Source organism: Bradyrhizobium sp. SMVTL-02 (assembly GCF_051853005.1).
Lineage (GTDB): Bacteria > Pseudomonadota > Alphaproteobacteria > Rhizobiales > Xanthobacteraceae > Bradyrhizobium.
Map to the genome: position 1 here is coordinate 5666909 of NZ_CP182469.1, position 13838 is coordinate 5680746.

The 13838-nt window shown below is 61.9% G+C and carries 15 protein-coding genes; 9 read left to right on the forward strand and 6 right to left on the reverse strand.

Annotation, left to right across the window (positions count from 1 at the left end; genetic code table 11):
• Positions 1-388 precede the first annotated feature (388 nt).
• Positions 389-577, forward strand: a complete 189-nt coding sequence (locus ACNJYB_RS27095) for a hypothetical protein (protein ID WP_439369557.1) — start codon at positions 389-391, stop codon at positions 575-577.
• Positions 578-764: 187 nt separating this feature from the next.
• Entirely contained in the window at positions 765-2276 is a 1512-nt protein-coding gene (locus ACNJYB_RS27100; protein ID WP_439369560.1) for an FAD-dependent monooxygenase, read from the forward strand.
• 151 nt (positions 2277-2427) lie between these two features.
• On the opposite strand, the gene ACNJYB_RS27105 is transcribed toward ACNJYB_RS27100, so the two are convergent.
• From ACNJYB_RS27105 to ACNJYB_RS27115, 3 genes are all read right to left on the reverse strand, one after another.
• On the reverse strand, positions 2428-4002 hold the full coding sequence (locus ACNJYB_RS27105) for a hypothetical protein (RefSeq protein ID WP_439369561.1): 1575 nt from the start codon (positions 4000-4002) through the stop codon (positions 2428-2430).
• A 450-nt stretch (positions 4003-4452) separates the two neighbouring features.
• Entirely contained in the window at positions 4453-5076 is a 624-nt protein-coding gene (locus ACNJYB_RS27110; protein WP_439369563.1) for an imm11 family protein, read from the reverse strand.
• A 157-nt stretch (positions 5077-5233) separates the two neighbouring features.
• Positions 5234-6007: a DUF4261 domain-containing protein gene (locus ACNJYB_RS27115; protein WP_439369565.1), complete on the reverse strand. Its 774-nt coding sequence runs from the start codon at positions 6005-6007 to the stop codon at positions 5234-5236.
• A gap of 157 nt (positions 6008-6164) precedes the next feature.
• On the opposite strand from ACNJYB_RS27115, the gene ACNJYB_RS27120 reads away from it, so the two are divergent.
• The 3 genes from ACNJYB_RS27120 to ACNJYB_RS27130 all read left to right on the forward strand — a co-directional run bounded on the left by ACNJYB_RS27120 (position 6165) and on the right by ACNJYB_RS27130 (position 7941).
• The gene (locus ACNJYB_RS27120; RefSeq protein WP_439369566.1) at positions 6165-6479 is read left to right on the forward strand and encodes a hypothetical protein; all 315 of its coding nucleotides are present in this window, start codon (positions 6165-6167) and stop codon (positions 6477-6479) included.
• Positions 6480-7486: 1007 nt separating this feature from the next.
• On the forward strand, positions 7487-7687 hold the full coding sequence (locus ACNJYB_RS27125) for a hypothetical protein (RefSeq protein ID WP_439369568.1): 201 nt from the start codon (positions 7487-7489) through the stop codon (positions 7685-7687).
• Positions 7684-7941 (forward strand): hypothetical protein, encoded by a 258-nt coding sequence (locus tag ACNJYB_RS27130; protein ID WP_439369570.1) that lies wholly within the window; start codon positions 7684-7686, stop codon positions 7939-7941. The genes ACNJYB_RS27125 and ACNJYB_RS27130 overlap by 4 nt, the downstream gene beginning before the upstream one ends.
• Here ACNJYB_RS27130 and ACNJYB_RS27135 read toward each other — a convergent pair.
• Entirely contained in the window at positions 7911-8159 is a 249-nt protein-coding gene (locus tag ACNJYB_RS27135) for a hypothetical protein (RefSeq protein WP_439369571.1), read from the reverse strand. The two genes, ACNJYB_RS27130 and ACNJYB_RS27135, sit on opposite strands and share 31 nt — an antisense overlap.
• 797 nt (positions 8160-8956) lie before the next feature.
• On the opposite strand from ACNJYB_RS27135, the gene ACNJYB_RS27140 reads away from it, so the two are divergent.
• The gene (locus ACNJYB_RS27140; protein WP_439369574.1) at positions 8957-9142 is read left to right on the forward strand and encodes a hypothetical protein; all 186 of its coding nucleotides are present in this window, start codon (positions 8957-8959) and stop codon (positions 9140-9142) included.
• Here ACNJYB_RS27140 and ACNJYB_RS27145 read toward each other — a convergent pair.
• On the reverse strand, positions 9135-9341 hold the full coding sequence (locus ACNJYB_RS27145) for a DUF3606 domain-containing protein (RefSeq protein ID WP_439369575.1): 207 nt from the start codon (positions 9339-9341) through the stop codon (positions 9135-9137). The genes ACNJYB_RS27140 and ACNJYB_RS27145 overlap by 8 nt on opposite strands.
• Before the next feature lie 533 nt (positions 9342-9874).
• On the opposite strand from ACNJYB_RS27145, the gene ACNJYB_RS27150 reads away from it, so the two are divergent.
• The 3 genes from ACNJYB_RS27150 to ACNJYB_RS27160 all read left to right on the forward strand — a co-directional run bounded on the left by ACNJYB_RS27150 (position 9875) and on the right by ACNJYB_RS27160 (position 13545).
• Positions 9875-10606, forward strand: a complete 732-nt coding sequence (locus tag ACNJYB_RS27150; protein ID WP_439369577.1) for a Crp/Fnr family transcriptional regulator — start codon at positions 9875-9877, stop codon at positions 10604-10606.
• Positions 10607-10866: 260 nt separating this feature from the next.
• Positions 10867-12153: an NRAMP family divalent metal transporter gene (locus ACNJYB_RS27155; RefSeq protein WP_439369579.1), complete on the forward strand. Its 1287-nt coding sequence runs from the start codon at positions 10867-10869 to the stop codon at positions 12151-12153.
• A 177-nt stretch (positions 12154-12330) separates the two neighbouring features.
• Complete coding sequence (locus tag ACNJYB_RS27160) at positions 12331-13545, forward strand: mandelate racemase/muconate lactonizing enzyme family protein (RefSeq protein ID WP_439369582.1); 1215 nt, start codon at positions 12331-12333, stop codon at positions 13543-13545.
• 6 nt (positions 13546-13551) lie between these two features.
• Here the strand turns inward: ACNJYB_RS27160 and ACNJYB_RS27165 are convergent, their stop codons facing one another.
• Positions 13552-13833, reverse strand: coding sequence for a hypothetical protein (locus ACNJYB_RS27165; RefSeq protein ID WP_439369583.1), 282 nt, complete (start codon positions 13831-13833; stop codon positions 13552-13554).
• Positions 13834-13838: the final 5 nt, after the last annotated feature.

The window sequence follows — 13838 nt, forward strand, 5'->3', positions numbered from 1 at the left end:
CGGCGCTCCAAGAACGCGTATCAAGCGAGTGCGTGGCCGTGATGCGTGGGCCGCCGTCCGATTCCAAAAAACAGGCAACGAAAAACCCGCGGCGGATGAATTCCGCGCGGGTGTTACGAACTTTGCGATGATGTCACTATGCCAGTGTTTTGCCCGACGGGTCAACACTCAAGTTCGCTTTTTGCGAAATTAAGCTTCGATCGGCCCGGTCGGGCATCACAGGGAAACGAATTCCGTCTCGGCGTCGAAATGATAAAGCCCGCTAGCGGATTGCTCCGCGCGGGCCGAACCATACTCGTTTCGATGATGCCATTCTGCCAGTGTTTTGCCCGACGTGTCAATCGAACGAACTCACGAAGGCCGCGTTAGGCGATCAGGAGAACCCGCCATGACGGTCAGGACGGCGTCACGAAATCTTCCAAGCTCAAAGCCGCGCGGCGACAAGGAGCGCGCCACGCAGGAAGCGATGATCGAAGAGGCCGGGGAAACGGAAGACAACAACCGCGACCTCGTGCATGGCGACGGCGGCACCATCGATCTGCCCACAAAACCCGGCGATTTGTCGAAGGACGATTAGGCCGCGACGTGCGGCACGCATCTGGATGATGCCATTCTGCCGGTGTTCTGCCCGACGCGTCAACGCGGCGAGCGCTGAAGCGGAAGTCCCTCCTCCCAACTCAATATGTGGTGCGCAAGGGGCTTGCTTCAAGCCCCCTGTCATCGCGTAGAAGCCTCGACCCGAACAACGGCTCGAGGGTCACGAGATGCCAATCCTGCTTCCGACGACCCGCTCACGAACGAGCGCAACGCGCACGGCAGCCACCGGCCATGCTGTAGTGATCGCCGGCGGCGGCCCGACCGGGCTGATGCTCGCCGCGGAACTCGCGCTGGCGCAGATCGACGTCGCAATCGTCGAGCGCCGCGCGAGCCAGGACCTCGGTGGCATGCGCGCCGGCGGACTGCACGCGCGCAGCATCGAGATCCTCGATCAGCGCGGCGTCGCGGAGCGCTTCCTGCGCGAAGGACAGATCGTCCAACTCGCCGGCTTCGCCTGGACGAAGCTCGACATCAGCGACCTCCCGACCCGCCACGCTTACGGGCTGGCCCTGCGGCAGAGCCATATCGAGCGCATCCTGGCCTATTGGGCCGACGAGCTCGCGGTGCCAGTCTATCGGAACTGCGAGGTCACGGGCTTCGCACAGGACGAGATGGGCATCGACATCGCGCTATCGAGCGGCGGCACATTGCGTGCGAATTATCTGGTCGGCTGCGACGGTGGCCGCAGCCTGGTGCGCAAGATAGTGGGCATCGACTTCGCCGGCTCGGATCCGACGCTCAGCAACCTCATGGCCGAGGTCGAGATGCGCGAGGAGCCCGCATGGGGCCTGCGTCACGATGCGCTCGGCTATCACGGTCTCAGCAAGACGGAGAGCGGGCGCGTGCTGGTCGTCGTGACGGAAGCAATGCGCGAGCGCGGCGAGCCGAGCTTGCGCGATCTCGGCGAGGCGCTCGTCGCCGTGTACGGCACCGACTTCGGCGTGAAAAATCCCACCCGGATCTCCCGCTTCACCGATGCGGCGCGGCAGGCCGCCTCCTATCGCAGGGGACGCGTGCTGCTCGCCGGCGATGCCGCGCATATCCATCACTCCGTGGGCGGACAGGGCCTCAACACCGGCCTGCAGGATGCGGTCAATCTCGGCTGGAAGCTGGCGCAGGTCGTCAAGGGCATCTCGCCCCCAAACCTGCTCGACACCTACCACACCGAACGTCATCCCGTGGCCGCGCGCGTGCTGCGCAACACGAGGGCGCAGATCGCCCTGCTCCGCCGCGCCGAGGACGGCCTCATCGCCGCGCGCGAGGTCATGTCCGAGCTGCTCGCCATGGACGAGCCGCGCAGGCGTTTCGGAGCCATGATGAGCGGTCTCGACATAAGCTACGATCTCGGCGAAGGCCACGCGCTGCTCGGACGCCGCATGCCCGATCTCGACCTGATGGTCGACGGCCGGCCGCTGCGATTGTTCACGCTGCTGCATGACGCGCAAGCGCTGCTGCTGAATTTCGGCGAGGCGCCCGATCTCGACATCGCCTCTTGGGCAGATCGCGTCAATCTCATCCGCGCCGGTTACGACGGCGCGTGGGAGCTTCCGGCGATCGGGCAAGTCGTCGCGCCAAAAGCCGTGCTGGTGCGTCCCGACGGGCACGTGGCCTGGGTTGGAGACGATCGCGGATGCGGACTTGCGGAGGCGCTCACGAGGTGGTTCGGACCAGCTGCATAGCGGACGAACGTCTCGCTCGCCCTCGAAAACAAACAAGCCTACAGCATCCCGCGGGCCTGTTCCGAATTCTTGCGATGATGCCATTCTGCCAGTGTTTTGCCCGACGTGGCAAACAATCGATGTTGAGCGACATGCGAAGAGCTCAACTTCTTCACTCTCGCCCAAGCATCGGCCGTATCCAGCGCGAGAACCACTCTTCAGCGTCGTTGTGGGGATTGCCTGAACTTTCCACTCCGAAGATCGGTGGCGGAATAAGATAGCTCGGCTCATCCGCGGATACACCTATCGGCCTGCTCGTCTGGGCTGGCCGGCCATCAGCGGTCGGCACGGTCCAGCTTCCGAACCGAGCGTCGAAATCGGGGGAAGGCAGATAGGGGACCGGTGCACTCCCGGACGAGAATACACTGGTCGCGTTGGACTCGTTGACACGGGCGAGACGCCGAACCTCATCGGGCGCGACGGCTCCCGCAGCAGGAGCGGGCGGCGCTTCTGGCGTATTCGACGTCTGCGCAGGCACAGTGCCTGCCGGAGTGTCGATCCAGTTCGCGAAGCGATCTGCAAAGGTGCTGGACCGAGCCGCCTCCGGGTCGTCTGCAGGACTGGCGAAGTCGAACGGATCGTAAGAAGCCGCCCCTTTCGCGAAAACACTTCCATCTGCAACTTGGGTAGCACCCGAGGCACTCGCAGAGAAAGCAGGTCGGGTGAGAGCGGCAGCAGCCGCACCTGAGAGTATCGCAGCACCGAGCCCCTCCAGTCCAGGTATCATCAGGGCGCCTGTGCCAATCACACCAGCTCCCATCAGCAACGCGGAGCCTTGATCAGGAGGTGCCGGCGGGCCTAGAACATGCGACCCATCTGAAAGATACGTAAGCGGCTGGCCTGTCTCTGGATGGAATTGCAGGACTTGAGGGTCGGGCGGCAATGCCGTGCTGGGAGGCAATTGCATGCCACGCTGCCATTCAGGCGATAGGACCGGAAATCCCGGCGATCCAAAAGTCGCGAGCGGGTCGCTTGGTGCAAACCCTTCCGGCTTGTTCACTCCCTCAAGACGAGGCGGGATGAAGCCTGGCAAGCGGGTATCCACAAACGGCGGAACGAGGCCAGGCAAATCGGGAACAGGTCCAACAGCTGTGAAGTGCTGCGAAATAGGCGAGCCTTTGGGATATCGCGCTAGTATCGCTATCTTGTCGGCGAGACTGCGGGTGCCGTCCGGAAGGAGAACGGGGGCGCGCAAAGCGTTTTCCCATTGGCCGGCGGCGTGGAGTTGATCGACAGTCTCCCGCATTTGCTGAATGCTGTCTCGATTTTCTTCAGCATACGTTTTCCAATTTGCGTACCAATCTTCAATGCGCTTATTCCCCTCCTCGCTCGTCATGCCTAAAGGTGCATTGGCAAGCAAATGCCCCTTCGCCAGTGCGTGCTTGGCAGCGGCGAGAAAGCTGTTCAGTTCGGCATGCAGTTGATCAACAGCAGCGGCATCGCCTTCCTGAGCGGCGGCAAAGGATGGATGGGACTGGAGTACACCGAGAAACTTGCAGAATATCTTGCTATAGCTTCCGAGATGACCTCCCGTATGAGGACTTGATCCTAGCTCTCGAGCTGCTTGCAGATCTGATGGCAGAGCCATCAAATTCGTGATGCTATTGAGGTTGAAACGATTACCCAAGACCTTCAGCGTGAAGTGGCCAGCAAGGATCTGTGGCAAGATGTGATGAATCTGGATCATGTTAGCCTCTTGCGTCCGCCAAGGCATCAATCAGCGCGGCCCAAAGACGTTTGGCCCGCATGCGAGTGAAGGAAATGAACTGTGAGGTTGGATTGCTTGTCTGTCGGGCGAAGCGGCAGCTTGCGACGAGTAGGGCCGTCGAGATTCATGACGTCCGCGCCGAGCAATTGCTCGAAGCGAGGTTCTCGCATGAGCCGCCAAGAGACGCCTGCCGCTGCAAAGAACGGGCAACAAAAAAGCCCGCGACAGCGTCGCGGGCCCACCTTTCTCTAGATCATACCACAGTGTTTTGCCCGACGTGTCAACGAGCAGCCCCGACAGCAGACGCGGCAAACCCCTTACATTCCTCCCGCGAGATGAGACCACGGAAGGAGAGCGAGGTTTTTCCCGCCCTACTCGGCGGACTTCCATGCGACAGGATTTCAGAATCGGCAGCAGCTACGCTTCAGCTCAATACTTGGTCGCATCAGTGAATCCGATGCCCCGCATACCCGCCTCTTTGCACGCATCCTTGAACACCTGGTCGCAGACGATCATGGGATAGAAGGGCAGCCTGAAGATATGGGCCGCTCCGACAGCGTCCTCTTTGAAGAGAAGGCAACTTCTACTATTCAGGTTGTAAACCTTACGATCGGGCCTGGGATACTCGATCTCGAGTACGGAGTTCGCTTCGTCGACGGCATCGAGAACCCTGACGACGTCGCAGAGCCAATACGTTTGCGCCGGTGGGCCGTGTCGATACCATGTCTCGCATCTGACAAAACGAACTCCCTCTAAATCCAACGCCTCAAGAAGGCTCTTCATCCGGTCGGACACGAGGTGGTAGTCGTGAAAGAGCTCCCAGTCCGTAGGAGCCCGGCCGAGAGATTTGTCGATGACAAGTCGCGGTGGTTCAGGGAAGGCCACGAAGCCTCGCCCCGGTGGTGGAATAAGTACCTCGCGCTTGCCGGCGAGAGCAACGAGATTCTCCATCTCCCATCCCGGTGCCGTTTGAAACCTGAAGTCCAGACCTACGACATAGAACCTTCGGACCTTTGTTTTGCTCTGGCGCCTCTCTGGAAGGGAACGAACCATCCGTCTTCTCTCGTTTACATACAGGTCCAATGCACTCTAGAGCATTGTGCCGACGCTGCCCACTGCCAGTGCTCCTACCCGACGCGTCAGACGACCTTCCTGACCACGACGCGCGTAATTCCTTCCGCGCACCATCATGACTCTGTCATGCCGCCTATTACGCCGAACCGTCGCTGCAGAAGAACACGGGCAAGCCACCGAACTGATCGGAGTTCTTGTATCTGACCGCGAAGCGCTCGTGCTCGTCGCGGCCGAACGTGTGACCGTCCTTGACCACAGGCCCGTGCTCGACCAGATAGACGGCAAGCCCGTCCACCTTGGACATCAAGGTTGCAAGCGTCAGCTTGCGGGTCTCGAACTGAATTTCACGCTGGGCAAATGCCGATAGACCCATCGTCACTGCGCCGATGCCGGCCGCTGAACGGAACGGCAGTATGTCGACCCATAGCGAGGACGGATAGTCGGGGTAAGGCGCGAACGATTGCATGGACATATCCAGCCATAGATCGGCCGATCGTGCGACCTTGCCGTTCCAGACCACGCCGCAGCATTGCGGCATCGTCGCAATCAAAGCGCCGATGACGGCAGTCGTCAGACGAGCAGCGGACAACGGTTGCTGCTTCTGGCCAAGTACCGAAACGATCACATGGCCTCGGTGCCGGGCTGCAACTGCCTTGCCCTCCGGCCATGTCGTGGCAGCGCGTGACCACAGTCCTGAATCGTCTGGAACGGGCGCCGGCATCGACATCACTGCCACGAATTCGTTGCCACAGCGGAGCAGCGGCGAACCCTGCTGCATGCCGCCCTCGCCGCCTCCGTCCACCTCCATCGGCAGTTCGGGATGTCGCGCACGGACGGCTGCAGCAAGCGCAACCATGTCCGGGGTTGCGGGTGTTTCCAGCAAGACCAGGGCGAGAAAAGACTTACTCATCGGCCGCCTCACGGAAGCTTTGCGGCGTGATGTGGTCCTATCACGGCTCGCTTACAGGTTGAGTTTTCGTGTCATAGAACAAAAAGAGAACAATGTCAAATTGCACCCGTGCTGGAGGGTTCGCGAGAGTCCACATGCCGTGAGACCCGAAGCCCATGTGAAGAGCTATGCCGCGGCATCTCGCCTAGCGGCGCCACTCCAAACGCGTATCGCGCCCGAGGCTCCGATCCGGAACATTCGTCAGCATACCGATTCGCTTCTCATGCAGGACACAACACCGGATCCGCTCCTGGCGCGCGCCGACGCTGCGCTGGAGGAAGCAAGTCAGCTTCGACTCGCGCTGATGCGCAATGCTTCAGCGGCGCAAGCCATCTGCAGCCATGCAAGCCAAAGCCGTCTTCTGCTGTCCGGCCTGATCCCCGCGATCGCCATCGCACTGGCCGTCAGCGATCATCCATTTGGGGATCGATAGGCCCCGCCCGGAATGTCGGCTCACGAGTACCGACGCGGAAATCTTGTGATTGGCCGGAGGATTACTGCTGCTGTCGCACAGCGAGCTTCCCGGAGGGACACTCGACAAATTAACTTATGACACTCTCGGAACCATAGGCCAGATGCCGAGTTTTCCCGGTACACTGGATGAGGATGAATGACGCGCCACTCGGGAGGGTGGTCGGCCCCAGCCTCCTGCGCTGGGGCCGCTTCATTTTGGCAGCTAGTATCACGTAGACGTCGCCCCGGATCGGGCCGGGGGCCGCTTGGCTCGTACCTGGTACAGTGATGCGTTGCGCAGGCTGGCGCAGGTTCGGTTGGGTTTGAGAACCGCACGCAACACCAACGCTTGGGAACTTTGGAAGGCCCCGCCAACTTTTAAGGGACGACAGCAAGCGCGTATGGAGCACGCTCATGTATCGGCCGTTGGCGGTTTTGGCATTTGCTATTTTTGTTCTACCGCAGCATGCGACTGCCACCGAGTTCAGTTCTCGCGCCAATTGTGCTTGCAGCACTACGTGGCACCGGCACACTGCCGTCGTGCGACACAGGCTCTACAGGGTGAGAACTGCGTATTTGATTGGCTACGACCCACTGCCATACCGCTTCGGCTCGACATACGTTTTTGAGCGTCCCTACCGCTATGTGCGGCGCTAAAACACCCCTTGCCGCGGCCAGCCGACCTGAAACGCAATCGGTCTCTCAGCCACCGGCGCCTATGGACGAAGCCTCGGCCAGTGATTTGTGCAAACTACCAGAGATGGCTTTGTTCAAAAGTGAACTTTGGAAGCGTGCTTCGCACAAAAATGAGTAAGTGGCTCAAACTGCAGAAAGTACTAGCGAAAATAATTACTTTGCACCCATCAATTGTTATGTCCCCTGCGCTCCAGCAAGCCTAGCCTCATCCCATCACCGCAAGGCCCACGGCAACGATCGGTGATGAGAGCGCGATTGCGCTCCCGCCTACTCCAGCAAGGAGCCGGCGTCATGCTGAAGCGTCGACGTTACAAGCAGACCAAAACGCTCGATCAGCGGCTGGCCGAGGAAGCGGCACACCTTCGCGACGAGGCGCGCGCGCTACCGCCCGGACGCGCGCGTGAGATGCTGCTGCGAAAGGCGCGGCAGGACGAGACGGCGTTGCAGATCGAAGCCTGGCTTCGCTCGCCCGGCCTGAGGGCTCCGACATGATGCAGCAATATCGCGCCTATCTGGTCGGGGAAAACGGGGTGTTTCAGTCCGCCGAGGCTTTCGAGGCGCGGTCCGATGCGTCGGCGCTCCTGTTCGCGCGGCGCTTCACGGGACGGGGCGACGTCGAGGTCTGGCAGCTCGACCGCAAGATCGGCCTGCTGAAACAGGCGACGTTGCCCGCCACAGCCTCGCCCGAAGACGCAGGCCCCGGCAAGCAGCACGGTCACTCCTCCGCGAGCTTCCGCTCGATATAGGCATCCACCGTTTCGGCAAAGGATCGCTGCACGTCGACCGCGGCAACATGCAGGTCGAGCGCATCGCGTTGCAGCACACGCAGGCCGCGCCCGCGGGCACTGACCGGAGCAGTGTTGAGATATTGGTCGATGGCGCCCTTGGCTTGCGGGATCGCCTTCGGATCGCCCCTGGCGATCAGAAGACGCAAAAGGCTCTGGCATTCGGCCAAGCCCGGCATGGGTTTTGGGCCTCAGCCTTGCCGCGATTTCGGCTTCGGTCGCTTGACCGGCTGGGTGTGGGTGCCGAACAGCATCAGCAGAAACGCGACTTCTTCCTTCGAACCGACCTGGATCATGGTGATCTCCCTTTCGCCTGGTTGGTCGAGACGAGCGGAAAAGGCGTTCAGGACAATCGGGTTTCGGGATTGTTTCAGGACAGTTTCGTCGTACCATGGGCCAGAAGCCCGACATCGATACGACTGACGATCGCCAACCAGTCGGCCTCTAGTTTGCGCGCCTGCAATTGCAGGCAACCCTATCTTCGTTTGTGGCGAGCGAATCGTAGTCGTCTGCAAGCCTGAGGTAGACCTTACGCAGGCCTTCGTCCGGTGTGCATGACGCCATTGTTCGGTATTCCTCGGCTACGTGCCGATGCCGGGCGGCTTCCGCCATGTAATCCGTGTTCATCGCAAGCTTCCTGGGCCCGACCGTCGGCCCCGGCGCGACGGGACCATTGCGATAGATCAACGACTGCAAGACGCATCAGCAACCGACGCCTTATAGGAACACCGCCAACCAAATCGCGGGACCGCCCGACGCCGCGAAAAGCAAGCAGCACCCTCCGCTCCGCTGGGGGCGCAGGCGGACGTCCAGCGGCACTCGGCCGATCCTGCCATCATGCCAGTGTTTTGCCCGACGGATCAAATTTTAACCAAATCCGGCAATTCGGATTTGGCCGACCGAAATTTGTTCGCGCCAAGCTGGGACATGTCGCCCGCGAGGGGGCGAGGATCGAAAAGCTTCGGAGAGACGATCGATGTACTACGTCGCCGCCGCATTGCTGGGGCTGTCGGGACTGTTCTACTCTGCGGGCCATCACGAGCTCGGCCAGTTCGGCACGAACGTGTGCCGCTATGGCGGCACGTTCTGCGACAACCCCGTGGTCGTCTTCACCGGCGCGGCGCTGGCCGCCGCCTGGGGCATGTTCGTCAGCATCAAGTAGAGGACCTCGTCCCAGGCTCGCCCGCGCCGGCCGCCAGCTCCTTGCGGACGGCGGCGGCGGAATTGCCGACCTTGTCGACGGCCTTTTGCAGCTCCTCCTTCGTGACGCCGAGTGCGTGGGTCCAGTACTTGACCTCGAAGGCCTCCTGCATGTTGATCTTGCTGCGGTCCGGCTGCGCGCGCTTCGTCAGATTGTCCATGCGGCTGATCCTCCTTGCCGCGGGAAAACGCTGCAACGGAGCTGCCGTTCCTGAGCTCGCCGATCGAGCAAGCTTTCGTGCCGACAGCAGGCCTCACACGCTCAGCCATACCATCGAGGCGAGCACCGCCGCGAACGCGAACAAGGCAATGATGGCGACTTTGAAAATCAGATCGGCTGCCAAGCGAGCCCCCTTTTCACGTCCACCGTCCGCGCTCGAAACACAGATGGTCCCTGTCTCCGGAAGGACGGCAAGCGGCGTGACACGCTGTGGCCACGACCATGAAACGGCAGCGCAACGGCTCCATCGCCGTTTGGTTCCTATTACCGGGCCCGCAGCCCGACGAATGTTCGGGCGTCATTGCCAGCGGTGCGGGCCGTGACTTTAACATTTGTTATAATCACTCATTTTCGAAACGCATCGTCTACAATGTTGCGAAGCGGCGGCCGCCGATTTAACCTTTGTCATCAACATCAACGCCGGCTTCGTGCTCTTTGCCTCCCACGCGCTCTGTCGCGTGGGGATGGGTTGACGTGACAAGCGACAGAATTTGGGCACCGCTGTTCGAGCGCCTGAAAACAACCACGGGCGCCGATGACAAGGAACTGCTTTCCCTGGCAGCACTGCCGGTCTCCTTGCGCGATTTCCACGAGAACCAGACCGTGCTGCGCGATGGCGAGGAGCCGAGCGAGTGCTGCCTGATCGTCGACGGCTTCTGCGTCCGGTCCAAGACCCTTCCGGACGGCAGGCGCCAGATCCTGGCGATTCACATTCCCGGCGACCTGCCCAACCTGCAGAACCTGCACTATGCGACCGTGGACCACGACCTCGTCGCGTTGTCCGACTGCACGCTCGCCTTCATAGGCCACAGGGCGCTGAAGGAGCTGATCAGGGAGCGGCCCGGCGTCGGCGAGATGTTCTGGCGCGATACCCTGGTCGACGCCGCCATCTCGCGGGAGTGGCTCGTCAATGTCGGCCAGCGCTCGACCCATAACCGCCTGGCGCATCTGATCGTCGAGTTGCGCGAGCGGCTTCGCCTTGTCGGCCGCGTCATCGACAACACCTTCGCCATACCGCTGACGCAGGAGCAACTCGGCGAGGCCATGGGCGTCACCAGCGTTCACACTAACCGCATCCTGCGCGATCTCCGCATGGACGGGGTCCTGGAGCTGCAGCGCGGCACCGTGCGCATTTTCAACGAGCACAAGCTGCAGGAGCTGGCGCAGTTCGACGGGCGCCACCTGTATCTGTCGCCCTCGTCATGAGCAGGCCCGACAGGTCGCTCAGAGGGGCGCATTCCACCTCGAGGGCTCGGCAGAGAGCCCTAGCCGCGCCGCCTGCATCGACAGCTGTTGCGTTGATCTACTTCGACAGCTGTTTTGCCCCACGGGTCAAACCGAGTTCGAATAATCGGAATTTCCCCACCAGCACCGCTTTTTTCCTGCCCGGGAACAATTGTTCCCCCGCGGGGTTTTTTTTCGGACTTCCTCTTCGCAAAAGGCAAGCCGGAAAGACCCCGAGATACATGAGCGACAGCGCCCTCGCCCAGCCGAAATCCGCCTCGACCCTGCTGAAGCGGCTGGGGCCGGGTCTCATCACCGGGGCGGCCGACGACGATCCTTCCGGCATTGCCACCTATTCGCAGGCGGGCGCACAATTCGGCTACGGGCTGCTCTGGACGGTGTTTCTGACCACGCCGTTCATGATCGCCATTCAGCTCGTCAGCGCGCAGATCGGCCGGGTCACCGGCAAGGGACTGGCCGCCAACGTGATGCGAGTCGCGCCGCGGTGGGTGGTGCTGGCGCTCGTCTTCATGCTCGTCGCCGCAAACACCTTCAACATCGCCGCCGACATCGCCGCGATGGCCGAGGCGCTCTCGCTCGTCATCGGAGGCCTCAACCACGAGCACGCTCTGATCTTCGCGGCTGGCTCGACCCTGCTCCAGGTGTTCGTGCCCTATCGCCGCTATTCGCCGGTGCTGAAGTTTCTCACGCTCGCGCTGTTCGCCTATGTCGCGACCGCCTTCACCGTTAAGATTCCGTGGAGCACGGCACTGCTCGCCGCAGTGTGGCCGGAGGTGAATGTCAGCGCCGGCTATTTCATGATGGTGGTGGCCGTGCTCGGCACCACCATCAGCCCGTATCTGTTCTTCTGGCAGGCCTCGCAGGAGGTCGAGGAGATGAACCAGGGCAAGCGCGACAAGCCGCTTCGCGAGCTGAAGCATGGCGGCAGGCCGGAGCTCGCGCGCATCAGGGCCGACACCATCACCGGGATGCTGCTCTCCAACGGCATCGCTTTCTTCATCATCCTCACCACGGCGTCGGTACTGCACGCCAACGGCGTCACCAACGTCAATTCCGCGACCGACGCCGCCGAGGCGCTGCGGCCGCTCGCCGGCGATTTCACCTTCGCGCTGTTCGCGCTCGGCATCATCGGCACCGGCCTGCTCGCGATCCCCGTGCTGGCGGGCTCGGCGGCTTATGGCGTTGCCGAGATTTTCGGCTGGCACGCCACCCTCGAGGCGAAACCCGACGAGGCCGTCGGCTTCTACACCATCATCGCGACCGCGACCGCGATCGGCTTCGGGCTGGGATTCACCGGCATCGATTCCATGCACATGCTGGTCTGGAGCGCCGTGCTCAACGGCATTGTCGCCGTGCCGATCATGGCGATGATGATGCTCATCGTCTCGAGCCGCACGATCATGGGCCGTTTCAGGGCCCGGTCGTGGCTGATCGCATTGGGCTGGCTGGGCACAGCGCTGATGGCGCTGGCGGTGCTTGCGCTGCTCGGCTCCTCAGTGATCGGCTGACGAACCGTACGACAATGCCGCTGTCTACACGCCACCCTGCCGAGGTGGGCGTAAGGCGCCCGGCACGCGCTCTACAGCGGGCTTCACGCCGGTCCGTTGTTAGCCTAACAGTTGCAACCTGGGCCTTTCGAGCTCGCCACAACAAACATAAAACCCCGCCGGGGGACAGGGAGCGACATGACCAAATCATCAAAAGCAACAAACCTCGAAATCCTCGCCTGCGATGCCGGCTGGAGAAATTACCATTTCGTCAAGTTGACGACCGAAGACGGCATCGTCGGCTGGAGCGAGTTCGACGAGGGCTTTGGCTCGCCCGGGGTCGGCGCAGCGATCCAGCGCCTGTCCGCCCGCGTGATCGGGCAGAACGTCTTCCAGCACGAGCGCATCTACGCCGAGCTGTTCGCGGCCACCCGCCCCGCTGCCGGCGGCGTCGTGGCGCAGGCGCTCGGAGCGATCGAGAACGCGCTGCTCGATGCCAAGGCGAAGTGTCTCGGCGTGCCCTGCTACGAGCTGATCGGCGGCAGGATCCGCGATCGTGTCCGGGTGTACTGGTCGCATTGCGCGACGTGGCGGATCAATCATCCCTCCTGGTACAAGCCGCCGATCGAAAGCCTCGATGGCGTCAAGGCGATGGGCCGCGAGGTGCGCGAGAAGAAATTCACCGCGCTCAAGACCAACATCTTTTCCTACGACGATGGCAAGCCGACCGGCTGGCGTCCCGGCTTCGGCTCACCCTTTGCGCCGGAGATCAATGTGGACAGGAAAATTCTGCGCGACCTGCGCATGCATCTCGAAGCGATCCGCGAGGGCGCGGGCCCCGACGTCGACATCCTGCTCGACTGCAACTTCAACGCCAAGACCGAGGGCTACCTGAATATCCTGCGTCTCATCGCTGACCTCGACATGTTCTGGATCGAGATCGACAGTTTCAATCCGGAGGCGCTCGGCTACATCCGCAGGCAAAGCCCGCATCCGATCTCGTCCTGCGAGACGCTGCTGGGCTTGCGTGAATTCCTGCCCTTTTTCCACGAGCAGGCGATGGATGTCGCGATCATCGACACGCCCTGGAACGGCGTCTGGCAATCGATGAAGATCGCCGCGGCGGCCGAAGCGTTCGAGGTCAACGTCGCCCCGCACAATTTCTACGGCCATCTCTGCTCGATGATGAACGCGCATTTCTGCGCCGCCGTGCCGAACCTGCGCATCATGGAGATCGACATCGATCGTCTGTCCTGGGACCGCGAGCTGTTCACGCACGAGCCGGAGATCCACAACGGCCATCTCATCATCCCGGACCGGCCCGGCTGGGGCACCGAACCGAACGAGGAAGCATTGCGCGCGCACCCGCCGAGGACGAGCGGCGGCCTTCTCAACTACGGCCGCAGGGGCTAACGAAGATTATGGCGTCACCGGATTGACGGTCGGGGATGTCTTCGGCCCCGGCCGTGTCGGCTCGATCGGCGACTTCGGTTCGGTCGGAAGCACCGCAGCGCCTGCGGCGCGTGCAGCTTCCCCTGTCGTCGCATACATCGCGACATGGGCCGGCTGGGTCTTGGCGCGGCTCCAGGGTCCGTGGTCGACGATCAGCATGGCCGCAATCGTCAGGCCAGCCACGACAAATGCGATCACACCGGGATGACGGAGCGCCGTCGAGATGGAGTTCGCGAAACGATCAGTCATTGAGG

Excerpts from the sequence above, each read along its gene's own strand:
- ACNJYB_RS27105 (WP_439369561.1), bottom strand. The coding sequence starts at position 4,002 with ATGATCCAGATTCATCACATCTTGCCACAGATCCTTGCTGGCCACTTC.
- ACNJYB_RS27115 (WP_439369565.1), bottom strand. The coding sequence starts at position 6,007 with ATGAGTAAGTCTTTTCTCGCCCTGGTCTTGCTGGAAACACCCGCAACC.
- ACNJYB_RS27160 (WP_439369582.1), top strand. The coding sequence starts at position 12,331 with ATGACCAAATCATCAAAAGCAACAAACCTCGAAATCCTCGCCTGCGAT.
- ACNJYB_RS27145 (WP_439369575.1), bottom strand. The coding sequence starts at position 9,341 with ATGGACAATCTGACGAAGCGCGCGCAGCCGGACCGCAGCAAGATCAAC.
- ACNJYB_RS27110 (WP_439369563.1), bottom strand. The coding sequence starts at position 5,076 with ATGGTTCGTTCCCTTCCAGAGAGGCGCCAGAGCAAAACAAAGGTCCGA.
- ACNJYB_RS27165 (WP_439369583.1), bottom strand. The coding sequence starts at position 13,833 with ATGACTGATCGTTTCGCGAACTCCATCTCGACGGCGCTCCGTCATCCC.
- ACNJYB_RS27140 (WP_439369574.1), top strand. The coding sequence starts at position 8,957 with ATGTACTACGTCGCCGCCGCATTGCTGGGGCTGTCGGGACTGTTCTAC.
- ACNJYB_RS27095 (WP_439369557.1), top strand. The coding sequence starts at position 389 with ATGACGGTCAGGACGGCGTCACGAAATCTTCCAAGCTCAAAGCCGCGC.
- ACNJYB_RS27130 (WP_439369570.1), top strand. The coding sequence starts at position 7,684 with ATGATGCAGCAATATCGCGCCTATCTGGTCGGGGAAAACGGGGTGTTT.
- ACNJYB_RS27125 (WP_439369568.1), top strand. The coding sequence starts at position 7,487 with ATGCTGAAGCGTCGACGTTACAAGCAGACCAAAACGCTCGATCAGCGG.
- ACNJYB_RS27100 (WP_439369560.1), top strand. The coding sequence starts at position 765 with ATGCCAATCCTGCTTCCGACGACCCGCTCACGAACGAGCGCAACGCGC.
- ACNJYB_RS27155 (WP_439369579.1), top strand. The coding sequence starts at position 10,867 with ATGAGCGACAGCGCCCTCGCCCAGCCGAAATCCGCCTCGACCCTGCTG.
- ACNJYB_RS27135 (WP_439369571.1), bottom strand. The coding sequence starts at position 8,159 with ATGCCGGGCTTGGCCGAATGCCAGAGCCTTTTGCGTCTTCTGATCGCC.